The sequence below is a fragment of the Cupriavidus sp. 05N39 genome (assembly GCF_056397325.1).
Genome location: NZ_JBFTNE010000134.1, coordinates 1 through 22,213, shown reverse-complemented (window position 1 = coordinate 22,213; position 22,213 = coordinate 1). Strand labels below are relative to the sequence as shown.

Here is a 22,213-nt window from a genome sequence, read left to right as displayed (position 1 = left end):
CCTCAGATAAAGAAATCGGTGTTGGCGCGGCCCATCATCACGCCGCCCAGGTTCTGGCCGAAGCGATCCAGGTTGTTGGCGTAGTGGGCACGCGCCGCATGCAGGTCGAGGAAGCGGCGTACCAGCGGATTGGTGACGTAGATACCGTTGCCGCCGGCGTAGCGCAGCAGGCTGTCGGCGAGTTGCGCGCACCGCTGGGCGACCTGTGACGACTGGTAGCGGAAATGCAGGCGGCGCGCCGTATCGAGCTGCTCGCCCCGGTGCGCCGTGGCCATCAGCTCGTCGAAATTGCGGCGCAGGATGGTACGCATCTCATCGATGCCGGCCGCCGCGTTGGCGCAGGCGAGTTGCGCGCCGCCGTCCTCGGCCGTCCTGCCGCCGCTGTTGGCGCTGACCCGGCCATCGGCATAGGCGATGAAATCGTCGAGCCCGCCTTCCAGCGCGCCGATGCAGGCCGTGCAGACGGCACGCACGAAGATCTGGGCGAACGGCAACTGGTACAGCGGCGCCTGGTTGAGGGACAGGCCCGGGCTGGTGCCCATGGCGCCGTCGACGGCGCTGTGGGTGCGGTATGCCGGCACGAACACGTCGTCCACCACGATGTCGTGGCTGCCGGTGGCGCGCAGGCCCAGCACATCCCAGTTGCGCACGATGGTGTAGTCGCTGCGCGGCAGCAGGAAAGTGCGGTACTCGGGCGCCGCGCCGGCCTGCTGCGGCGGCACCAGGCCGCCAAGGAAGATCCAGTCGCACAGCTCGCTGCCGCTGGAGAACTTCCAGTGCCCGGAGAAGCGGAAGCCGCCGTCCACCGGCACCACCTTGCCCACCGGCATATAGGTCGAAGCGATCAGGGTGGCGTTGTCCGCGCCCCAGACGTCCTGCTGGGCCTTGCCGTCGAACAAGGCGAGCTGCCAGTTGTGCACGCCCACCACGCCATAGACCCAGGCGGTGGACATGCAGCCCTTGGCCAGGGCCATCTGGATGTCGAAGAAGGTCTGCGGGTCCAGCTCATGCCCGCCATAGCGGCGCGGCTGCAGAACCTTGAAGAAGCCCGCGGCCTGCATGTCGGCCACGGTTTCGGCCGGGATGCGCGATTGCGCCTCGGCCTGGCCGGCGCGCTGCGCCAGCACCGGGATCATTTCGTGCGCGCGGCCGATCAGTTCGGCCGCCAGTCCTTCGGGGTAGTTGTCTCGATGCACCGCCATCTCCTCTTGCCGGCCACCGGGCCGGTCTTGTCGTGCCTTCATGCTGGCATCGCCGCTGCCCCGCGCCATCGTCCGAGGAGACTAGTCGCGCAGCAGCGATGGTCCGATGGCTCGCTCAGGCGAGCGCGCGCAGCTTGCGGCCCTGGGCGCGGAAGTGCGGGATCACGTGCTCGCCGATATTGCGGATGGTTTCGAGCTGGGCCCATTGCGGCACCGTGCCCATCTGGCAGATGAACAGGATCTCGTCGGCCCCGGCGTCGATCAGGCGCTGCACATAGCCGATGCAGTCCTCCACCGTGCCGTAGGCATGGTTGGGGTTGAGCATCATCATCGACGGATCGCTGAAATCCACCGTGACCTTCTCCGAGGCGAAGCTGGTCTTGATCACGGCCTTGCCTTGCGCGTCCTGCTCGGTGATGTTCTCCACATCCCAGCCTTCGGGATTGGGGCGCTCGCCGCCGGCATACCAGTACCCCAGCGACTCCATGAAGTAACGCTGTCCCTTGATGCCGATCTTGCGCGCCGCCACGCCGTCTTCCAGCACGATGGTCGGACACAGGGCGGCAAGATGCTGGTGAGGACGGAAACCAACCTGGTCCTTCGCCTGGCGCGTCTCGTAGGCTTCGCGATAGATAGCATTCTTCTTCGCCACGTCTTCCGGGCCGCCAAAGCCGAGCACCAGCGCACCCATGCCGCGCGCGCCGGCACGCTTGAGCGTATCGGCGTTGGTGCAGGCCAGATACATCAGCGGGTGYGGGTCCTGGCGTGGCTTGGGATGGATGGGGCGGCGCGGAATCTTGATGAATTCGCCATCGTGCTCGATCTCGTCCTGGGTAAGGATCTTCGGGATCAGGTACATCGCCTCGTCGATCATCGGGTGCAGGGTTTCGAGGTCGTAGCCAAAGGTGCCCGCCTCCTGCTGCGTACCGCCCTTACCCACGCCAAAATGCACGCGCCCGCCGGAGAGAATGTCGAGCGTGGCCACGCGCTCGGCTACCTTGACCGGATGGTTCATCGCCGGCGGCAGGCAGACCACGCCGTGGCCGATGCCGATGCGGCGCGTGCGCCCGGCCACGAAGGCCAGGAAGGTCTCCGGCGCGCTCATGTGCGCGTAGTTGGTCAGCGCCGTGTGCTCCACCGCCCAGACGACATCGAAACCCATGTCCTCGGCGAGTTCCACCTGCTCCATGATTTCGTCGAACACCTTGTGGTCGCCGGCGCGCGACGCGTCGACAGTCTGCGCTTCGTAGATCAGCGAGAATCGCATTGCAGTCCCCTTCCTTTACATTTGGTTTTCAGGCCATCGGCCGGGAGCGCCGCCGCGTTGTCGTGGCGGGCGGCGCCATCGCCGGCACCGTCATTGCTGGCCTGCGTGACTGCAGTGTGTGCGGCCGGGGAAAGTGCGGCATCGTCTGATTGGATTATGCGCGGCGGCACCGTGTCCCTATCATGTCCAGGACCACTCACCACCTGCACATGGATACGCCGTCATGAAGATTCCTCCGCCGACTCCTCCGCGTCGCCAGACGCTGCTGGCCGCCCTGCCGACAGGCACCGCCGCACCCGCCCGCGCGCTCGACATCCTGCTGTCCGACGACGACGGTGATCAATCGCTCAATATCTGTGCCGTGTGCCGCCAGGCGGCGTCCGCCCGCTGACAAGGAGCGACAGCATGCAATCCAACCTCTTGCTTTACCCGGTGGACGATATCGATGCCGCCCTGCCGTTCTTCGAGCAGGGCCTGGGCCTGGCGGTGAAGTTTCGCGATGGCGGGCGCTATTGCGCGCTGGACGCCGGCCCCATCACGGTAGCGCTGGTGGCCGGCGAGGAGCGGATGGTCTCCCAGCCCGCGCTGGCATTCCGGCTGGAAGCCGGCGAGGATATCGCGGCGGCGATCGAGCGCCTGCTGGCGGGCGGCGCGCGGATCGCGCAGCCGCTCGCCAGCGGCCCGCACGAGTTGCGCGCGGTACTGACCACGCCGCAGGGATTCCCGCTGGTGGTCAGCGCCAAGCCCGCCAGGCCGGCGAGCTAGCGCGCTCAGCCGAGCGCCACCACGCTGCTGAGCAGCATGCGCACCAGCGTGGCCTGCCGGGTCACGCCGGTCTTGGAGAAGATGGCGCGCAGGTGGGCGCGCGCCGTGTTCTTGCTGATGCCGAGCTCCTCGGCCGCTTCTTCCAGCGCGAGGCCGTTGGCCAGCTGCAGCGCAAGCTGGGTTTCCGCCGGCGTGAAATCGAACAGCTTGCGCACCACCTCGTGCGAAGCCTGCGACTTGCGCTCCGGGTCGCGAATGAAAATCACGCACGAAGGCCGGCGCTTATTGTCTTCCGACCACTCGCTCAGCGGAATCGTGCGGATCAGCACTCCCAGCTTCGCGTTGCCCGAAGGCCGCGTGATCGACATCGCCTCCATCACCGCCGGCGCGGTGCCGATATGGCCCATGATGGCCTGGCGCAGCAGGCGCTGGAACTGGCGGTTCTCCTGCGCGTACTCGACATCCAGCGAGCCCCTGGCAATACGGATGCCGTCCTTGTCGGCAAGGATCTCGTCCGCGGCCGAATTGGTCCGCATGATGGCACCGGTCTCATCGAGTATCGCCATGCCGACCAGCATGCGGTCGATGGCGCTGGCGTACAGGGTGCGCTCCGACTCCACCACATCCATGCGCGAGTGCAGATCGACCGCGCGCCGCAGGTGCGGCAGCAGCACCGCGCATATGGCTTTGTCCGCTTCCGAGAAGTCCGGCGCGTCGACGTTGCGGCAGACACGGAGGCGGCATTCCACGCCATCGTCGGTGCGGATGTCCGCGCCCATCATATAGCGGACGCCTAGCGGCTTTAGGAACTCCCGGTACAGGTCGCTGTTGCACCACGCGACGGTGCCAATCTGCTCGTCGATCGTCACCACCCGGTCGGCGGGCAGGTCGACGAAGGGATCCATCGCGTAGTAGTAGTTGTTGTACATCGTCTCGCCGGGCAAGGTGTTGCCGCCTTCCTCGCTGGCGTGCACCATCAGGCCCGCCCGGTCGCTTGCCGGCGAGCGCAGGATCAGCGTGACGTAGTTCGCATGCAGGTGGGTGCGGATGAGTTCCAGCGCCTTGCTCCATGGCACCTGCTCCATGGCCCCCTGGTAGATCTTGCCAAGCAGCGTGCTGAGATCCGCCAGCGAGAGCGCCACCGGCGCGTAGCAAAGCGCCGCTTCCTGGCTGTGGCTTGCCTCCATCAACATACCTCTTGTCTCCGTTATCCACGCCTGGCTCTGCGGCCGGCGTTTGCCATGACAAGGGCGGTGCGCCCCCCCGGCGGTTCCCGATTATATGGATTGCCACGGCACCGGTGGCAGGATTGCGCATCATGGTTTGCACCTATCGGCGCGCCGTATGAGGCCGCTGTCGGCGAGGCAGGTGCTTGCTTTCGCACCCGCTTCGCCGCTGCGGATAGGCCAGACCTTACCCTCCTGCCGGGCGCTCACATACCGCAAACGGACTAGGCAACTCCCCTCTCGGGGCAATCCCTGAGCCTCGCTGGCGCCTGACACCTCACTCAAACAGACGATGCGAGGGCCACGCCCGGCAGGTAGAAATGGGCGGACGCAATCCCGCGCGCCATCCATTCCAACCACTTCGCCAGGAGACCCGCCATGGCGGCAAACGAGACCGGAAAGACCGCAGTGATCACAGGCGCCGGCGGCGGCATAGGCCGGGCCCTGGCCCACGCGCTCGCCGCGCAGGGTGTGGCGCTGGTGCTGGCGGACAAGGGTGCCGACGCGCTGCTGCGCGTGCACGGCGAACTGACGCACCACCGGCAAACGATAGCGATACTGCCAACCGATGTGGCACAGGCTGCCCAGGTCGAGCAGCTCTGCGCGCGCAGTTTCGAACTGCTGGGCCGGGTCGACCTGCTCTTCAACAATGCCGGCGTGCTGGCGACCGGCGCCTGCTGGGAGCTGGATGCCGCCGTGTTCGAGCGTGTGCTGAACGTCAACCTGTGGAGCGTAATCCACAGCTTGCGCGTCTTTGTGCCTCGCATGGCGGTGCAAGGCAGCGGGCATATCGTCAACATCGCCTCGATGGCAGGTCTTGCCGTGGGCCCCTGGCTTGCGCCCTATACCGTGTCCAAGCAGGGCGTGGTGGCGTTGAGCGAAGGGCTGGCGATGGAACTGCAGGCGGCGGGCATGCCGCTCAAGGTGTCGGTGGCATGCCCGGGGCCGGTGGCCACCGGCATCGCGCTCGACCTGCCGGCCGGCGCGCAGAGCGGCGTCGGCGGCATGAACCAGGCGCTACAGGCGAGCATCGCGCAGGGCATGCCAGCGGCAACCATGGCCCGGCACATCCTCGACGGCGTGGCCGCCGGAGATTTCTGGATCCTGCCGCACGCCGAAGCCGCCGCCGCCGCGCAAGCGCGCGCGAACGGCATCGCCAGCGGCAAGGCGCCGGCCTTCGCTTTCTGAGCCTCGCCTGCCTTTGCCGCACCCTCTCCCCCCCTGCACTTCCTTCAGCATAAGGAAAAACCAATGCAATTCGACCCGCAAGTCCGCGCCCTGCTCGACGCCATGGCGCAGTTCCCGCCACTCGACTTCACCACCATCACGCCAGACGCCTACCGCGCCGTGCTGGCCGCGCACCCCGCGTTCGCGCCGGGGGATGCGGTCGCGGAAGAACGCGAACTGAGCGTGGCCGGCGCCGCCGGCCCCTTGCCTGCCCGCCTCTACCGCCCGCCTGGCAATGGCCCCTGGCCGCTCACGGTGTTCTTCCACGGTGGCGGCTTCGTCACCTGCGGGATCGAAACGCACCACAATATCTGCCGCTCGCTGGCGAATCGCGCGCAGACCCTGGTGCTGTCGGTYGGCTACCGGCTGGCGCCGGAGGCACGCTTTCCCGCGGCTGCCGACGATGCCTGCGCGGCGCTGCGCTGGAGCGCGGCACACGCCGCCGAACTGGGCGCACTGCCGGACAGGATGGCTGTCGCCGGCGACAGCGCCGGCGGCAACCTGGCCGCGGTTGCATGCCAGCAACTGCGTGGCAGCGTGGCGCTGCGCCACCAGTTGCTGCTGTACCCTTACCTGGATTGCGCGGACGAATCCGGCAGCTGGCGCACCTTCGCGCAAGGCTGCTTCCTGACCGGGGACATGCTGCGCTGGTATGCCCGCCACTATCTCCCCGACCCGCGCCATGCCGCCGATGTGCGGGCCAGCCCGCTGCGCCAGCGCGAACTGGCGGGCGTGGCGCCGGCCACCATCATCACGGCCGAATTCGACCCCCTGCGCGATCAGGGCGAGGCCTACGCCGCCGCCATGCAACGCGCCGGCGTGGACAGCGCCCTGCACTGCTGGCCCGGGCAGATTCATGGCTTCATGAGCATGCAGGGCTTGCTGGACGCGGCCGACGCGGCGCTCGACCTGGCGGCGTCCGCCTTGCGCGCCGCCTTTGCCGATGCGCGGGAGGCGGCATGAGGCCCGCACCGATCGGCGACGTGCTGCGCGCCATCGCCACCGGCCAGCGGGTCGTGGTCATCGAGGACGACACCGCGGAAGCCAGCGGCTGCGTGCTGGTCGCGGCGGACAAGATCAGCGAGGCCGACGTCAACTTCATGGCGGCGCACGCGCGCGGCCTGGTCTGCCTGGCCATCACCGAATCCAGGCGGCGGCAGTTGAGCTTGCCGATGATGGCGGTCGGCGGCAGGCAGCGCGAGCCGTTCACCGTATCGATCGAAGCGGTGGATGGCGTCTCCACCGGCATCTCCGCCGCCGACCGCGCGCTGACGATGCGCGTGGCCAGCGCCGCGCATGCCAGGACAGGCCACCTGGTCCAGCCGGGCCACGTCTTTCCCATCGTGGCGCAGCCTGACGGCGTGCTGCGCCGCGCCGGCTTCGCCGAAGCCTGCTCGGATTTGCCCAGACTGGCCGGGCGCGAGGCCGCGGGCGCCTACACGATGTTGCTGGACGACGCCGGCGAGTTGCTGCGCGGCACCGCCTTGCCGGACTTCGCCAGTGCGCACGGCCTGATGATCTGCGCCATCAGCGACCTGATCCATCACCGCCTGCTGGTGGAGGGTGCGCTGCGCCGCAGCCAGAGCGGCCGGCTGGCCACGCCCTACGGCGAGTTCGCGGTGCATGCGTACTACGACGAGCCCATCGACGCCGTGCACCTGGCGCTGGTGCTTGGCCGGCCGGAGCCGGGCAAGCCGGTGCTGACGCGCGTGCAGACCGTGGAGACCTTGCGCGATGTGCTCGCGTTCGAACCGGCGCAAACTCAGGCGGCGCCCGCGCCGGGCTGGAACCTGGCACGTTCGCTGGCGCGCATCGGCACGGAGGGCTGCGGCATCCTGGTCTTGCTGGCCGAGCGCGAGCCGCCTCACCAGCTACTCCAAGAGGTCTCGCGCCTGGGCCAAGCCAGGGGACGGCCCGCGCCGCCATCGTTCGCGCAGCGTGCGCTTGGCGTGGGGGCGCAGATCCTGCGAGACCAGGGTGCGCGCAAGCTGCGGCTGCTGAGCCAGCCGGTGCCCTATCGCAATATCGCGGGATTCGAGCTGGAGGTCACCGAGTTCGTGCCGCCGGCCTGAGCCAGTGCGGCAATCTCCTGCGCCAGCCGTTTCGCCGCGTCGCGCAGCACATCGTCCTGCGCCGCGGCGTAACCGATCACCAGCGCCGGCGGCATTGCCCGCTCCCGGCAAAACTCGCCCAGGCTCTGCAGCGTCAGGTTCGCGCCGGCGCGGGCTTGCACCACATCGTGCTCGCTGATGCCGTCCGGCAGCCACAGCACGAAGTGAAACCCGGCGTGTTCCCCGCTGACGCGCAGGCGCTCGCCCAGAGCCGCCCGCAGCTCCGCCAGCACGATGTCGCGGCGGCGCAGGTACACGTTCCGTGAGACGCGCAGGTGGCGCAGGGCCGGCCGCAGCGCGTCGGGCATCACCATATAGCCGATCCGCAGCGAGGCATAGAGGCTCTTGTTGAAACTGCCGCAATGGATCACGCGGCCGCCGCCATCCAGCGCCTTGAGCGCGGGCAGCGGCGCTGCGGCACTGGCCAGGTCGCTTGTGCCGTTACTGAAAGCCCGGTGCATACGGTGTCGGCGTTCCAATTTATGTTGGCGGCCATGGGTATCGAGTTGGATGTGGTGGTTATTGGGCAGGAGAGGTTGTAGGGCTTTTTGCGGTTTGTTTGGGCGGCGATGGTTGTTGCACCCAAGTGCGTACGACACGTCCCCCTGCGGGGGATGTCGTACGCACTTGGGTGCAAGATGCCAACGCCGCTCAAAAAGACACCGAGCACCCCAACAGTGGGACTGTCGTACGGCTATTGGGTGCAAAAACCATCACCGCCCAAACAAAGCCGCAAACAGCCCTCACCGCTTACGAACCCTTCAAAGCCTCCGCATCCACCGCGGCAAACACCTCCTCTGCCATATGAAAGGCCGAGTTAGCCGCCGGCACCCCGCAATAAATAGCAGTCTGCAGCAGCACCTCCTTGATCTCGTCGCGGCTGACATCGTTGTTCGCCGCGGCGCGCAGATGCAACTTCAGTTCTTCATTGCGGTTAAGCGCCACCATCATCGCAATGGTGATCAGGCTCCGCGTATGCCGCGGCAACCCTTCACGCGTCCAGATCTCACCCCATGCATAACGCGTAATCAGATTCTGAAACTCATCGTTAAGCGAGTTCAGCCGGGCCAGCGAACGATCCACATGCGCACTGCCCAACACCTCCCGCCGCACGACCAGGCCAGCCTGATAGCGCTCGCCATCGTTGGCCGGACGGTTCGCGTCCTGCTGCGCATCGTCACCCAGGAAGTCCAGCAACGCCTCGGTAAAACGCTCCGGCTGCTCGCGGTTGGACAGATGCGCCGCCTCCAGTTCGAGATAGCGTGCACCCGGAATGGCATCGGCCAGCGCGCGCCCTTCCGCCGCCGTGGTAGACGGATCGGAACTACCGGCAATCACCAGCACCGGCACCGGAATGGTCCTGACCGCTTCGCGCAGATCGGCGTCGCGCACCGCCGCGCAGTTGGCGGCATACCCACGCGCATCCAGGCCGGTCAGCACCTTGCGCAGGTCATCCAGCCGATTGCCGGCGGCGCTGACGAAGGAAGGCGTGAACCAGCGTTGCAGCGAGCCCTCCACCAGCGGCGCCATGCCGTCGCGCAACACGCCTTCAATGCGCGTGTTCCACGCCTCGGGGGTGCCGATCTTTGGCGCGGTGTTGGCCAGCACAATGCGGGAGAAGCGCTGCGGCGCGTTCACGCCCAGCCACATGCCGGTCAGGCCACCCATCGACAAGCCGCAGAAGGCTGCCTTCCGGATCTGCAAGGCGTCCATCAGCGCGATGACATCGCTGCCCAGTTCCGCCACGCTGCTCGGGCCCGGCGGCAATGCGGACTGACCGTGGCCGCGGGTGTCGTAGCGCAGGATGCGGAACTGCTGGCCCAGTGCTTCGGCCTGCGGCGCCCACATCGTGTGGTCAGTACCTAGCGAGTTGGAGAAGATCAGGACGGGCGCGGATGCTGGGCCTTCCAGCGTGTAGAAGAGGCGATTGCCGGCGTGGGTGATGAAGGGCAAGGTGATCTCCAGAGAATTCGGTTCGGTGTTCAGGTACGTGTATTCATTCAGCGTCTGCGGCTGGCTTCCGGGGGGTCTCAGTGCTCTCCTGCCGCCAGGCCGCCAGGACCGCATCGACGAATCCCCCCGCCTGCCCGGCGTAATTGGCCGGAGGTTGGCACGCATGCGCGCGGCGTCCACCTGCAGTCCGTTTACCACTTCCAGCATCTGCCGCAGCGCGCCCGCGGCCAGCGTGACAATCTGCGGCAAGGTATCCCATTCCGCCTGCCAGCCGCCCAGCGCGCGTTCGTGCTCCTGCACCATGCCGGCCAGCATGGTAGCCACCAGCGGYGGCACGCGCACGGCGGCGGTGAGCACGGCGGCGCAGCCTACCGGGTTGCGCTTGTGCGGCATGGTGCTGGAGCCGCCGCGCCCGGGGCCGGAGGGTTCGGCCACCTCCGCGACCTCGGTCTGCATCATGAGCGAGACGTCGCGCGCGATCTTGCCGAGCGTGCCGGTCAGCATGCCGAGCGTGGTGGCTACCTCGACCATGCGGTCACGGTATGCGTGCCACGGTGTGGCCGGGACTGCCAGCGAGAGTGCGCGCCCAAGCTCGGCGGCCACCGCCGGAGCGGCGTCGCCGAGGCTGGCCAGGGTGCCGGCGGCACCGCCGAACTGCAACGCGGCGGCCTGCGCGCGCGTGGCGCCGAGGCGGTGCAGGTCGCGCCGCAGCGCGTCGAGCCAGCCGGCGGCCTTGAGGCCGAAGGTGGTGGGCAGCGCGTGCTGCAGCCAGGTGCGCGCCACCATCGGCGTGTCGCGATGCTGCGTGGCCAGCGCGGCGCAGGCGTGGCCGAGCGCCTTGAGATCGGCATCGACGGCCTGCAGCGCTTCACGCAGTTGCAGCACCATGCCGGTATCGATCGCGTCCTGGCTGGTGGCGCCCCAGTGCACGTAGCGCGCGGCTTGCTCGTCGCGCGCGGCTACGCGGGCGGTAAGTTGCCTGACCAGGGGAATGGCGAGGTTGCCGGCTGCCACGGCAGCGGCGGCCAGCGCGTCGAAGTCGATCTCCTCGGCGCGGCAGGTGACGGCGATGACCTCGGCAGCTTCGGCGGGGATCACGCCGCAGCGGGCTTCGGCGTGCGCCAGCGCGGCTTCGAAGTCGAGCATGCGCTGGACCGTGCCGGCATCGGAGAAAGCGGCCAGCGTGGCGGCGCTGCCGAACATCGGGTCGGTCAGTCGGGATGAGGTGGGCATCGATTCAGGTTCGCATCGGCATGGAAAAACCCCAGCGCCGGACCATGACGGGTCCGGCGCCGGGGCTCGGTCTGGCGCAAGCGGCTCGCGCCCGGGTCAGATGTCGAAGAAGACCGTTTCGTCCTGGCCTTGCAGCACCACCTGCCATTGCAGCTTGCCCGCGCCCGCCGGCTGCGCCACCAGCGTGTGGCGGCGCTCGGCGGGTACCTGCGACAAGGCCCAGTCGCGCGCGTTGGCCTGCGTTTCGTCCGGGAAGTATAGGCGCGTGGACAAATGCTTGAGCAGCCCGCGCATGAACAGCGAGACCACGATGTGCGGCGCCTGCGGCTGGCCGCCGGGGCTGGGTACCGGGCCCGGCTTGACGGTGACAAAGCGGAAGCTGCCGTCGGGCTGGGTCGGCAGCCGGCCAAAGCCGGTGAAGCCGGGCACCAGCGCCAGCTCGGCGCCGTCGCGCGCGTCGTCGGGATGGCGGTAGCGGCCGGCCGGGTTGGCCTGCCAGATCTCGACCATGCCATCGGGCACGGGATCGCCGTTGCCGTCGATCACGCGGCCTTCGATCACGATGCGCTCTCCCGCCAGCCCGGGGGCCTCGGCGGTCAGGTCAGCGCAGTCAAGGCCGGACAGGCCGATATGCAGGTAGGGTCCGACGGTCTGGGATGCGGTGGCGTACAACATGGCTTACTCCATCGGCGTGGCATCGCGGCCACGCAGCACGATATCGAAACGGTAGCCGAGCGCGTACTCCGGCGCCGTGGTTTCCCAGTCAAGGGCGGCCACCAGGCGGTCGCGCGCCTTGGCGTCGGGCACGCAGTTGAAGATGGGGTCGAAAGCCAGCAGCGGATCCCCCGGGAAGTACATCTGCGTCACCAGGCGCGTGGCATAAGCGTTGCCGAACAGCGAGAAATGGATATGCTGCGGCCGCCAGGCGTTGTGGTGGTTGCGCCAGGGATAGGCGCCCGGCTTGATGGTCTTGAACTGATAGCGGCCCAGGGCATCGGTCACCGCGCGGCCCTCGCCGGTGAAATTGGGATCGAGCGGCGCGTCGTGCTGGTCGCGCTTGTGCACGTAGCGGCCGGCGGCATTGGCCTGCCAGACTTCGATCAGCGCGTTCGGCACGGGGCGGCCGTTTTCATCGAGCACGCGGCCGCTCACGAGGATGCGTTCGCCGATGGCTTCGCCGGCATGGCCGGCGGTAAGGTCGCTGTCGCCGTGGCGCACGAACTCGGCGCCAAACAGCGGGCCGGTGACTTCGGACAGCGTCTGGCCCAGCGCCACCAGCGGCTGGTTGGGCGAGCGCAATTGCGTGGAGGCGTAGGGATCGAAGCGGTATTCGGGTTGGGTATCCCAGTAATGCCGGCGGTATTGCGCCAGCCCCGGGGCCAGCTGGATGGGCGAATCGGCCATGGTCGTTGTCTCCTTGTGGGGAATTTTCATTACTTTATTTGCGGTCATATCTCCTGTAAATTGAGTTTTTAGACAATTTGCATAACTTTTCGATATGCAGAGCACCTTCCGCAGCCGTGTGCGCCTGCGTCACCTGCACTGCTTCGTCGCAGTGGCGCAAACCCAGCATCTCGGCCAGGCCGGGGAGCAACTGGGGCTCAGCCAGCCCGCCGTTTCCAAGACCCTGACCGAGCTGGAAGCGCTGCTGGGCGCACGTTTGCTTGAGCGCAAGCGCTCGGGCACCGACCTCACCGAACTCGGCCAGCGCTTCCTGCGCCACGCCTTGCGCGTGCTGGAGGACCTGGACGAAGCCGCCGACAGCATCGGTGGCCCGGGCGCCGCCGGTCGCCGGCAGATCCGGCTGGGCGCCCTGCCCAGCGTGGTGCCGGACTTGCTGCAGGAAGCGGTGCTGGCATTCCGCGCCACGCATCCGGAAATCGGCCTGGCGGTGCAGACCGGCATGAACCGAACGCTGATTGACTGGCTGAAGGCCGATATGCTCGATCTCGCGATCGGCCGCATGGACAATCCGGCGGTGATGGAAGGGCTGTGGTTTGAGATGCTGAGCGCCGAGCCGCTGTTGCTGGCGGTGCGCAAAGGCCATGCCCTCGCCGCCGCGCCACCGTCCCTGGCCGATGTCATGGCCTTCCCGCTGGTGGTGCCCGCGCAGGGTTCGGCGCCGCGCCACAGCGCGGAAAGCCTGCTGGCACGGCACGGTTTCGTGTTGCCGACCGGCGTGCTGGAGACATCGGACGCTTACCTGGGCCAGCTCACCGCATTGAAGTCCGAGGCCGTCTGGCTGGCGCCGCGCTGCGCCATGCGCCAGGCGCTGGAGGACGGCGAGCTGGTGCTGCTGCCCATCTCGGGCCAGGGCAGCGAGGAGCCGGTCGGGCTGCTGCGCCAGGGCGGCCGCGAACTCGACGAGGCCGCCGAAGCCTTTGTGCACGATCTGCGCGAACGCGCCACGGCGCGTTCGCGCGGGCCGGCGCCGAAGGCCAGGGGATAGTCCCGTGCGACCCTCACATCTCGGTCGCGTCTTCAACCCGCTTGCCGGCCGGGCGGACCACGTCTGGGGATAGCTGCAGGAAGATCCACGCCGAGGCCGAGGTAATCAGCCCCACGCAGATGAAGGTGGCATGGAACGCCGGCAGCGCGGTGGTGGCGCCATGCCGGCTGAAGGTCCCCTGGAAGGTCGCCAGCAACGCGCCGGCCGAGGTCACCGCCAGGCTCATCGACAGCATCTGCACCATCGACAGCAGGCTATTGCCGCCGCTGGCCCCTGCCGTGCCGAGATCCTTCAGCGTGACGGTATTCATGGCGGTGAACTGGATCGAATTGACCGCACCGAAAAGGGCCAGTTGCACCAGCACCAACGCGAGCGGCTGGGTGGGCGAGATCAGCGCGAACGAAGCCATCGCCAGTCCCACCACGAACGTATTGGCGACCAGCACCCTGCGATAGCCGTGGCGTTCGATCAGGCGCGTGGCGAAACGCTTGGATGCCATGCCCGCCGCCGTGATCGGCAGCATCATCATGCCCGCCTGGAACGGCGAATACCCCAGGCTGACCTGCAGCGTCAGCGGAATCAGGAACGGCATGGCGCCATTGCCGATGCGCGCGAACAGGTTGCCCAGCAGGCCCACGCTGAAGGTATGCATGCGAAACAGCCGCAGCGCGAACAACGGCCGGCGGCGGCGCGTGGCGTGCAGCACATACGCCGTTAGCGAAGCCATGCTGGCGATCAGCAGCATCAGCACGGTGGCATGCTCAAAGCCAAGTTCAGCCAGGCCATCCAGCGAGAACGACAGGGTCAGCATGGCGATGGCCAGCAGCAGGTAGCCGCTGATATCGAACGGCGCCACGCCGTGCAGCCGGCTGTTGGGCATGTAGCGCATGGTGGCCAGCCCGCCCAGCAAGCCCACCGGCACATTGATCAGGAAGATCCAGTGCCAGGAAAAGGTCTGGGTCAGCCAGCCGCCCAGCGTCGGCCCGATCAGCGGGCCCACCATGCCGGGAATGGCCACGAAGCTGAGCGCCTGCAGGTACTGGTCGCGCGGGAAGGTGCGCAGCACCGCCAGCCGCCCCACCGGCAGCAGCATGGCGCCCCCCACGCCCTGCACTACCCGCGAGACCACCAGCAAGGCCAGGCTGTCGGAATAGGCGCAGGCCAGCGAGCCGGCGACAAACAGCACGATGGCCGTCTGGAAGATGGTGCGGGTGCCGAAGCGATCGGCCAGCCAGCCGGAGGCCGGGATGATCACCGCCATGGTCAGCGAGTAGGCAATGATGACCGACTGCATGCGCAGCGGGCTCTCGCCCAGGCTTTTGGCCATCGACGGCAATGCCGTGTTGACGATGGTGGAGTCCAGCGTCTGCATGAAGAAGCCGATGGCGACCACCCACAGCATGATCTTGCGGGTACGGCCATCGGTGGCGGCGGCGCTGGCAGTGGCGGGAAGAGGCGTGTCTTGCATCGGGATGGGCGTGCCCCGGAACGCAGGTGCGCTGGGTAGATCCGCTGGGTCGCGTACCGTAGCAGTGTAGCGGAGCTTTATGCTGGCACGCGCGAATTCCGAGGCAGGCTGTCAGGCCGGAGTGCTCCCTGCCGGGCGCTTCCCGCTGGCCATGCAACACGGCCGCCGCTGGCGCCCCACCCATAGCTAACGCTTGCCAAAGCGTGGTGCAAGCCGGATCGCCTGCGCCAGCCTGGCCCGCCTGTCAAGCATGGCTCCCGGCGACAGCGGACCTTTCGGAAATTTCCACCTTCATTTTCGGACCTGTCCGATTTCAATCTGGATACCGGCTCGGTATCGTCAGTCTGGCCTGGGCGTAGTCCAGCCTCACTCAAGCGTCAACGCGCTTGCACACCCTACTTCTCCCGAAACGCAGCATGAGCAAGAATATTCATCGCCTGGTTTTCAATGCCGTGCGCGGCATGCTGGTGGCAGTGCAGGAATCTGCCGCGGGCCGCGGCAAGGGCCGCCCGGGCAACGCCGAACGCATTGGCCAAGGCTGCGCCTTTGTGCCGGTGCTGTGGCTCACAGCGTTGACGGCGTCGATGATGGGCTTGCCGGTGTTGATGGACCAGTCAGCGCACGCGCAATCCCTGCCGATCCAGGTGGACAAGAGTTTGCCGGGACAGCGTCCGGTGGTGGGAGTGGCGGCCAACGGCGTCCCGGTCGTGAACATCCCCCCGCCCAATCGTAACGGCGGCACGAGCGTGAGTCATTTCATTCAGTACAACGTCGGCCCGTCCGGCGTGGTGCTGAATAACAGCGGGGCAAACAGCCAGACGCAGATTGCGGGCTGGGTCCAGGGAAACATGATGCTTGGCAACGGCCACGCCGGCAACATCGTGGTCCAGGTCACCCGGCCGAACCCATCGCAATTGCTTGGCGCGCAAGAAATCGCCGGGAATCGCGCCAATTTGATCCTGGCCAATCCGGCGGGATTGTATTGCTCGGGCTGCGGCGCGATCAACGCGGACCGTTTCACGCTGTCGACCGGACGTCCGGCGTTCAGCGCCGATGGCAGCCTGGCCGGCTTCAACGTGCGGGAGGGCAGCATCGGCATCGGCGGGCAAGGCCTGTCCAGCCCGCAGGCACAGGTCGACCTGCTGGCGCGCTCCATCAACATCAATGCCGAGCTGTGGGCCAGCCACCTGAATGCGCTCGCGGGTGCCAACCAGGTCGACTACCAGACCCTGAATGCCGCCCCGCAGGCTGGCAACGGCCCCGCCCCGCAGTTCGCGCTCGACGCCTCGGCGCTGAGCTCCATGTACAGCGGGGCCGTCAAGTTGATCGGCACGGAGCGCGGTGTCGGCTTTAACCTCGGCGGCGGCATCACGGCCCGCGCGGGCGACATCGTGGTGCACAGCAACGGCGACGTGCGTATCGCGCCAGGTGGCCGCCTGCAAGCCGAAGGCCGCGCCTCGGTCGCTGGTACCAACATCAGCAACGCGGGCACCATCACAACGCGCAGCGCCATTGCCGCAACCACGCTGGGACAACTGACCAACAGCGGCACGCTGGCCGCCGGCACCGATCTGGTGGCCCAGGCCGACCGCATCGCCAACAGCGGCACCATCGGCGCGGGGGTCGATGCCGATGCCCGCGTGACCGGCACCGGCACGGTCCATCTCGCCGCGCGAGCGGCCATCCAATCCAATGGCACCATCGTGACCGGCGCGGACACCAACCTGTCGGCACCCACGCTGGACCTGTCGAACGGCAATGTCATCGCCCACAACATCGCCAATCTGTCGGCGGCGGGCGACATCACCCACCAGAACGCACGGCTGGAAGCCAGTGCCGTGCAGTTCAAAGCCGGCGGCACGGCGGACAATCGCGGCGGCGCCATCGTCGCGGGCGTCAATGGCGGCACCGTCCAGGGCACGAATATCCTGAACCAGCGGGGCGCCATCACCAGCGGCGGCGGGCTCGGCGTGGGCGCGGCGCAGGCCGTGGACAACACCGGCGGCACCATCACCGGGACCAGCGCCACCACCGTCGCCGCCGCCGGCATCGTCAACCGCGGCGGCGTGATCGGGTCGGTACAGGACAAGCTGCTGGCTACCGGAGCGCTGGACAACACCGGCGGCAAGGCGCTTTCCGCCACCGATATCGCCCTGACGGGCGGCCCCGTCATCAACGACCATGGCCAGATCTCGGCCGTGCGGACGCTGACGGCGAATACGGGCGGGCAGGCGCTGATGAATACCTCGGGCGTGATCGCGGCGGGCAACATCCAGACCAGCACCGGTACCTTCGACAACCGGGCCGGCGTCGTGCAGTCAACCGGTCTGCTGGCCGCCGACACGCACGGCCAGGCCTATGACAACAGCAACGGCGGCCTGACGGTAGCCAACGGCGCGATGACGCTCACTACCGGAGCCCTGGACAACCGGGACGGCATCGTGTCGGCGCAAGAGGCGCTCACCGTTACCGGCACGGCAGTTGACAACGCCGGCGGCAAGTTCGTGGCAGGCGGCCCGCTGGGCATGACCGGCGACAGCCTCGCCAACACTGGCGGCCAGGTCGCGTCGAACCGCGATGCAAAGGTGCGCATCGCGGGTACGCTCGACAACACGGCGGGCTTCGTCCATGCCGGTGGCACCCTGGACGCGAAGGCGGACACCATCCTCAACCGCGCCACCCTCTCCGGCACCGATGCAGCCCCGAAGGGCCTGGAAGGCGGCAACGTCAGGCTGGCCGCCAATGCCATCGACAATGCCCAGGGCGCGCTGCGCGCCGATGCCTCGCTTGATGCCGATGCCGCGACATTGGAAAACACCGGTGGCGAAGTCACCTCGGGTGGCACGGCGCAGCTCACCGTGGGGACCACCACCAACACCGATGGTCTGCTGGCCGCCAACCAGGCGCTGGGCATCAGGGGCCACAGCCTCACCGGGGATGGCTCGCTGCAATCCAGTGCGGGCGACATCACCGCTAGCCTGCAAACCGATTTCCATAACACCGGGACGGTGGCCGCGGCGCGGGATCTCAAGGTCCTGATCGAAGATGCCCAGGGCAATGCCGCCGGCGACATCACCAATGACGGCAAGCTGCTGGCGGGCCGCGACGCCAACTTCCACGGGCGCAATGTCACCAACTCAGGCGAGCTGTCCGGCCGGGTCTCCAACAGCATCCGCGCCGATCAGGCGGTGTTCAACAAGGGCCTCATCGACGGCGGCGCCGTGCGCATCGTGGCCGGCACCACCGTCACCAACATCGACCGCATCTACGGCGACTCGGTGGCCATCGGCGCCGGCCGGCAGATCCTGAACGACATCAACCCCGTCACCGGCCAGGGGGCCGTGACCGCCTCGCGCAGCGGCGGCATCGAGCTGGGCGCCCCGGAGATCATCAACCGCGCGCACGCGCTGATCTATTCGTCGCAGGACCTGAACGTGGGCCGCGCGCTGGATGCCGACGGCAAGGCGGCCGGCCAGGCAGATGCGCTCACCAACGCCTCCGCCGTCATCGACGTGGCGGGCGACGCCAACCTCAACGTTGCCGCCCTCTCCAATCGCAACGACCACTTCAGCACCAAGCGCACCGATACAGGAACAGTTCATGAGTTTTACTATCGGCTGAACGGCAGCACCGAGAAGATCGACCCAAGCACCGCGATGATCGTGCTGCCGACTGCATCGGGAGCCATATTCGGTCACGTTGCCAGCCACGGTGACGACCTGGCCTACCTTGGCGACGACGACTACAAGCGCCTGCTCCTGCCCTCGGCCCAGTACCCCTTCAGCGTGTTTGGCCCCCCGTTCGACTGGGCACGCCAGTCCGATGGCACACCGGGACAGAACGCGAAACGCTCGTTCATTCCAATCTCGTTCGGTTCAAGCTGGCCCGTGGGCCTGGCAATGCTGGCGTACGCCCCGGACGCGAATGGCAACATGGAAGCCGATCATTTTGTCTACAAGCCCGACGACCCGATCTGGGACAAATTCGGGCTGGCCCGGCCCGGTGCGCTGCCCCCCGTCCCCTCTCCCTGCCTGGAAGGATCGCCAGTAGCTTGCCATCGGCAATACGAGGCCGATCTGGCTGCCTACAATGCCGCGAAAGCCGCCAGCAAGCCGCTTTACGAAGCCCTGAATGACAAGATCCTCGCATTCAACCACGACTATCGGGGTCGGCTGGTGGAATCCTGGACCATCGAATGGCGTGACACACGCGTGCAGGACGAGGTTGTCGCCAGCACCGATCCCGCCCGTATCCTGGCAGGCGGCAACGCCAACTTCACTGGCACGGTCACCAACGACAAGAGCCAGATTCTCGTTGGCGGCACGCTGGCGACTGGCGCAGGCAGCGGCGGTGTCAACAACATTGCGTACGATGCGACGCGCATGGAGGATACAACCGGCACCAGCCAGTACACCCGCCCGTGCGGGCGCAGCCGCTGTTACGACAACATGGGCGTGCCGGCGGTACATCTGGAGATTCCGACCCGGCTCGCCAAGGGCGAGGCGCTGGATCACCAGGTTGTGAACGGCACTGGCACGATCGTCGCGGACAAGACCGGCACCGGCCCTATCGCCACCGCGCCTACGCTCATGCAGATCTCGCTCGCCACGGGCGGCGCGGAGGCCGGAGGCCGCCTGGGCGGCGAGGTCATCCGCACCGTCACGCCGTCGCTGGCGATGCCCGGCAATGCGCTCTTCAAGATGCATGGCGAGCCGGGCGCGCGTTACCTGATCGAGACCGACCCGCGCTTCACCAGCCAGCGCCAGTGGCTGTCCAGCGATTTCAAGCTCACGCAATTGGGCCAGGACCCCACCCACGTGCTCAAGCGCCTGGGCGACGGCTACTATGAAGCCCGCCTGGTGGCCGATGCCGTGATGCTGGGAACCGGCCAGCGCTTCGTCGGCGACTACACCGACAACGAGGCGCAATACAAGGCGCTGATGCAATCAGGCGCAGAGTTCGGCAAGCGGTTCCACCTGAACGTGGGCACCGAGCTGACGGCGGACCAGATGCGCGCGCTGACCACCGACATCGTGTGGCTGGTCGAGAAGACCATTACCCTGGCGGACGGCACCACCCAGCGCGCCCTGGTGCCGCAGGTCTACCTGAAGGTGCGCGAAGGCGACCTGAAGGGTGACGGCACCCTGATGGCCGCGCGCAATACGGTGCTTCGGACCGATGGCGACGTAAAGAACACCGGCACCATCGCCAGCCGCGACGTGACGCTGATGGACGCGGCCAATATCCACAACAGCGGCACGCTGTCGGCGCACGCCATGGGGCTGGGCGCCAGGCAGGACATCAACAATCTCGCCGGGCGTATCGCGGCGGCCCAACTGGCCGCCACGGCAGGCCGCGACATCAACCTGACCACCACCACCGCCTCCGGGGCCGGCGGCAGCGGCAACCTCGCGGGCAGCCGCGCCGTGACCGCCGGCATCTCCAGCGTGGCGGCCGACAGCGCCACCTTCGTGGCCGGGCGCGACATCAACACCAAGGCCGCGAACATCCAGGCCACCGACAGCCTGGGCATTGCGGCGGGCCGCGATATCAACCTTGGCACGGTCGAGGTGAGCGAGTCGGAACGCCTCTACAAAGACGCCAAAAACAACGCGGCGGTATCGCGCAGCGCGGAAATCGGCACGCAGATCACGGCGGGCAAGGACGCGACCCTGATCGCCGGGCGCGACGTGAATGCCACCGCCGCCTATGTCAGCACGGACGGCGCGCTGGCCGTGGGCGCGGGGCGTGACATCAACGTCAAGGCCGGCCAGGCATCGACTTCCGTACATGACGAGCACGCCTACCAGGAAAGCGGCTTCCTGTCGAAGAAGTCCACCCATACCATCGATGCCAACAGCCGGACCGAAGCGCTGGGCAGCACCTTCTCCGGCAACGCGGTGGACATCGCGGCAGGCCGTGACCTGACCGTAGCCGGCAGCACCGTGGCGGCCACGCACGACGTGAACCTCGGCGCGGGGCGCGACCTGACCATTGGCGGCACCGAGACCACCTCGTCCGCCTACAGCTACAGGGAAGAGAAGAAATCGGGCTTCGGCGCCACCGGCTCCGGGCTCTCGTACGGCAAGCGCACCCAGAAAGACACCGCCAACGACAATGGCACGCAGCAGGCGGGGAGCCTGGTGGGCAGCACGGACGGCAGCGTCCACATGAACGCGGGCAGCACCCTCAAGGCCACCGGCAGCGAACTGATCGCCAGGCGCGACATCACGGGCGTGGGCGCGGATGTGAACATCGACGCCGCGCGGAACCGCCAGCACCACGACGAAACCCACGAAGTCAGGCAAAGCGGCTTCACGCTGGGCGTGTCGGGAGGCGCCATCGGCGCGGCCATCAACGCCGGCAACAAGATCAACTCCGCAGGCAAGAGCCAGGACGGCCGTGCCTCGGCGCTGTGGGGGATCGCCGCCGCGCGGGACGTTGCCGATGCCGGCAGCGCACTGGCGCAGGCTGGGGGCGATCCCCTGGCGGGCGCCGCCGTCACGCTCTCGTTTGGCACCAGCCAGAGCAAGCAGACCCTCACCCAGGACAGCACCAGCCACAACGGCACCAACGTAACGGCAGGCGGCACCGCGGCCTTCGTGGCGACGGGCGTGGATGCCAGCGGCAACCAAACGGCGGGCAACCTGAATATCGCCGGTTCGAACATCGACGCCAACAAGGTGGCGCTGGCAGCCAAAAACGATATCAACTTCGTCTCGGCCACCGACACCAACGAGAGCCACAGCACCAACAAGTCCACAAGCGCCGGCGTCGGCGTGTCGTATGGCCTTGGCCAGGGCAAAGCCGGCCTCTCCGTGTCGGCCTCCGCTTCCAAGGCAAAGGGCAACTCGGACAGCCAGGGCATCTCGCAAGCCAACAGCCATGTGAATGGCCGCGAGTCGGTCACCTTCGTGTCGGGCAACGACACCAATGTCCTCGGCGGCACGATCGCTGGCGGCAAGGTGACCGGGAGTGCAGGCGGCAATCTCAATATCGCCAGCCGCCAGGACACCGAGGAGATGCGTGCAAGGCAGCAGAGCATGGGGGGTGGTATCAGCATCAGCCAGGCCGGCGCTACCGGCAGCCTCTCCGCGAGCCTGGGCAAAGCCAATGGCCGCTACGAAAACGTCAGCGAGCAGTCCGGCATCCAGGCCGGCAAGGACGGTTTCGATATCGCCGTCAAGGGCAATACCGACCTGCATGGCGCGGTGATCGCCAGCGAGGCAGGCAAGGACAAGAACAGCCTGACCACCGGCACGCTCACCTGGAGCGACATCGCCAACCACTCGGACTACAGCGCGACTTCCGC

The 22,213-nt window shown here is 67.5% G+C and carries 15 protein-coding genes and 1 pseudogene; 7 read left to right on the top strand and 9 right to left on the bottom strand.

The features are described from left to right. Positions 1–2: 2 nt before the first annotated feature. Together AC1DN0_RS36560 and AC1DN0_RS36555 are read right to left on the bottom strand one after the other, a co-directional pair. Positions 3–1,196 (bottom strand): acyl-CoA dehydrogenase family protein, encoded by a 1,194-nt coding sequence (locus tag AC1DN0_RS36560; protein WP_441636206.1) that lies wholly within the window; start codon positions 1,194–1,196, stop codon positions 3–5. A 121-nt stretch (positions 1,197–1,317) separates the two neighbouring features. Continuing rightward, the gene (locus tag AC1DN0_RS36555) at positions 1,318–2,469 is read right to left on the bottom strand and encodes an LLM class flavin-dependent oxidoreductase (RefSeq protein ID WP_477102759.1); all 1,152 of its coding nucleotides are present in this window, start codon (positions 2,467–2,469) and stop codon (positions 1,318–1,320) included. 223 nt (positions 2,470–2,692) lie between these two features. On the opposite strand from AC1DN0_RS36555, the gene AC1DN0_RS36550 reads away from it, so the two are divergent. Together AC1DN0_RS36550 and AC1DN0_RS36545 are read left to right on the top strand one after the other, a co-directional pair. Further along, positions 2,693–2,860 carry a hypothetical protein gene (locus AC1DN0_RS36550; RefSeq protein ID WP_441636192.1) on the top strand — a complete coding sequence of 56 codons (168 nt, stop codon included), beginning with the start codon at positions 2,693–2,695 and terminating at the stop codon, positions 2,858–2,860. Between the two features lie 14 nt (positions 2,861–2,874). Beyond that, positions 2,875–3,234: a VOC family protein gene (locus AC1DN0_RS36545; protein ID WP_441636190.1), complete on the top strand. Its 360-nt coding sequence runs from the start codon at positions 2,875–2,877 to the stop codon at positions 3,232–3,234. A gap of 5 nt (positions 3,235–3,239) precedes the next feature. On the opposite strand, the gene AC1DN0_RS36540 is transcribed toward AC1DN0_RS36545, so the two are convergent. Further along, entirely contained in the window at positions 3,240–4,427 is a 1,188-nt protein-coding gene (locus tag AC1DN0_RS36540; protein WP_045240854.1) for a helix-turn-helix transcriptional regulator, read from the bottom strand. A gap of 411 nt (positions 4,428–4,838) precedes the next feature. On the opposite strand from AC1DN0_RS36540, the gene AC1DN0_RS36535 reads away from it, so the two are divergent. The 3 genes from AC1DN0_RS36535 to AC1DN0_RS36525 all read left to right on the top strand — a co-directional run bounded on the left by AC1DN0_RS36535 (position 4,839) and on the right by AC1DN0_RS36525 (position 7,759). Further along, positions 4,839–5,648, top strand: a complete 810-nt coding sequence (locus AC1DN0_RS36535) for an SDR family NAD(P)-dependent oxidoreductase (RefSeq protein WP_441636188.1) — start codon at positions 4,839–4,841, stop codon at positions 5,646–5,648. A gap of 63 nt (positions 5,649–5,711) precedes the next feature. Continuing rightward, a complete protein-coding gene (locus AC1DN0_RS36530; RefSeq protein WP_441636186.1) occupies positions 5,712–6,650 on the top strand; it encodes an alpha/beta hydrolase in 939 nt (312 codons plus the stop codon). Beyond that, positions 6,647–7,759: a 3,4-dihydroxy-2-butanone-4-phosphate synthase gene (locus AC1DN0_RS36525; protein WP_441636184.1), complete on the top strand. Its 1,113-nt coding sequence runs from the start codon at positions 6,647–6,649 to the stop codon at positions 7,757–7,759. Before AC1DN0_RS36530 ends, AC1DN0_RS36525 begins: the two co-directional genes overlap by 4 nt. On the opposite strand, the gene AC1DN0_RS36520 is transcribed toward AC1DN0_RS36525, so the two are convergent. The 5 genes and pseudogenes from AC1DN0_RS36520 to pcaH all read right to left on the bottom strand — a co-directional run bounded on the left by AC1DN0_RS36520 (position 7,702) and on the right by pcaH (position 12,388). Then, entirely contained in the window at positions 7,702–8,397 is a 696-nt protein-coding gene (locus AC1DN0_RS36520) for a hypothetical protein (RefSeq protein WP_477102764.1), read from the bottom strand. The two genes, AC1DN0_RS36525 and AC1DN0_RS36520, sit on opposite strands and share 58 nt — an antisense overlap. A 151-nt stretch (positions 8,398–8,548) precedes the next feature. Then, positions 8,549–9,865, bottom strand: coding sequence for a bifunctional 3-oxoadipate enol-lactonase/4-carboxymuconolactone decarboxylase PcaDC (gene pcaDC, locus AC1DN0_RS36515; RefSeq protein ID WP_477146426.1), 1,317 nt, complete (start codon positions 9,863–9,865; stop codon positions 8,549–8,551). 36 nt (positions 9,866–9,901) lie between these two features. Then, a pseudogene (locus AC1DN0_RS36510) lies at positions 9,902–10,984 on the bottom strand (3-carboxy-cis,cis-muconate cycloisomerase); the annotation flags it as partial. Positions 10,985–11,080: 96 nt separating this feature from the next. Continuing rightward, on the bottom strand, positions 11,081–11,659 hold the full coding sequence (gene pcaG, locus AC1DN0_RS36505; RefSeq protein ID WP_441636500.1) for a protocatechuate 3,4-dioxygenase subunit alpha: 579 nt from the start codon (positions 11,657–11,659) through the stop codon (positions 11,081–11,083). A gap of 3 nt (positions 11,660–11,662) precedes the next feature. Next, a complete protein-coding gene (gene pcaH / locus AC1DN0_RS36500) occupies positions 11,663–12,388 on the bottom strand; it encodes a protocatechuate 3,4-dioxygenase subunit beta (protein WP_441636499.1) in 726 nt (241 codons plus the stop codon). A gap of 94 nt (positions 12,389–12,482) precedes the next feature. Between pcaH and AC1DN0_RS36495 the strand changes: the two genes are divergently transcribed. Next, positions 12,483–13,433 (top strand): LysR substrate-binding domain-containing protein, encoded by a 951-nt coding sequence (locus AC1DN0_RS36495; RefSeq protein ID WP_441636497.1) that lies wholly within the window; start codon positions 12,483–12,485, stop codon positions 13,431–13,433. A 13-nt stretch (positions 13,434–13,446) separates the two neighbouring features. Here AC1DN0_RS36495 and mdtD read toward each other — a convergent pair whose 3' ends face one another. Then, positions 13,447–14,901, bottom strand: a complete 1,455-nt coding sequence (gene mdtD / locus AC1DN0_RS36490; protein WP_441636495.1) for a multidrug transporter subunit MdtD — start codon at positions 14,899–14,901, stop codon at positions 13,447–13,449. A 416-nt stretch (positions 14,902–15,317) separates the two neighbouring features. Between mdtD and AC1DN0_RS36485 the strand changes: the two genes are divergently transcribed. Then, a partial coding sequence (locus AC1DN0_RS36485) for a two-partner secretion domain-containing protein (protein ID WP_477146425.1) occupies positions 15,318–22,213 on the top strand: 6,896 nt, incomplete at its 3' end.

What these genes read in the sequence shown, in the direction of transcription:
- AC1DN0_RS36550 (WP_441636192.1), top strand. Translation starts at nt 2,693, where the DNA reads ATGAAGATTCCTCCGCCGACTCCTCCGCGTCGCCAGACGCTGCTGGCC.
- pcaH (WP_441636499.1), bottom strand. Translation starts at nt 12,388, where the DNA reads ATGGCCGATTCGCCCATCCAGCTGGCCCCGGGGCTGGCGCAATACCGC.
- AC1DN0_RS36535 (WP_441636188.1), top strand. Translation starts at nt 4,839, where the DNA reads ATGGCGGCAAACGAGACCGGAAAGACCGCAGTGATCACAGGCGCCGGC.
- AC1DN0_RS36545 (WP_441636190.1), top strand. Translation starts at nt 2,875, where the DNA reads ATGCAATCCAACCTCTTGCTTTACCCGGTGGACGATATCGATGCCGCC.
- mdtD (WP_441636495.1), bottom strand. Translation starts at nt 14,901, where the DNA reads ATGCAAGACACGCCTCTTCCCGCCACTGCCAGCGCCGCCGCCACCGAT.
- AC1DN0_RS36495 (WP_441636497.1), top strand. Translation starts at nt 12,483, where the DNA reads ATGCAGAGCACCTTCCGCAGCCGTGTGCGCCTGCGTCACCTGCACTGC.
- pcaDC (WP_477146426.1), bottom strand. Translation starts at nt 9,865, where the DNA reads ATGCGGTCCTGGCGGCCTGGCGGCAGGAGAGCACTGAGACCCCCCGGA.
- AC1DN0_RS36540 (WP_045240854.1), bottom strand. Translation starts at nt 4,427, where the DNA reads ATGTTGATGGAGGCAAGCCACAGCCAGGAAGCGGCGCTTTGCTACGCG.
- pcaG (WP_441636500.1), bottom strand. Translation starts at nt 11,659, where the DNA reads ATGTTGTACGCCACCGCATCCCAGACCGTCGGACCCTACCTGCATATC.
- AC1DN0_RS36525 (WP_441636184.1), top strand. Translation starts at nt 6,647, where the DNA reads ATGAGGCCCGCACCGATCGGCGACGTGCTGCGCGCCATCGCCACCGGC.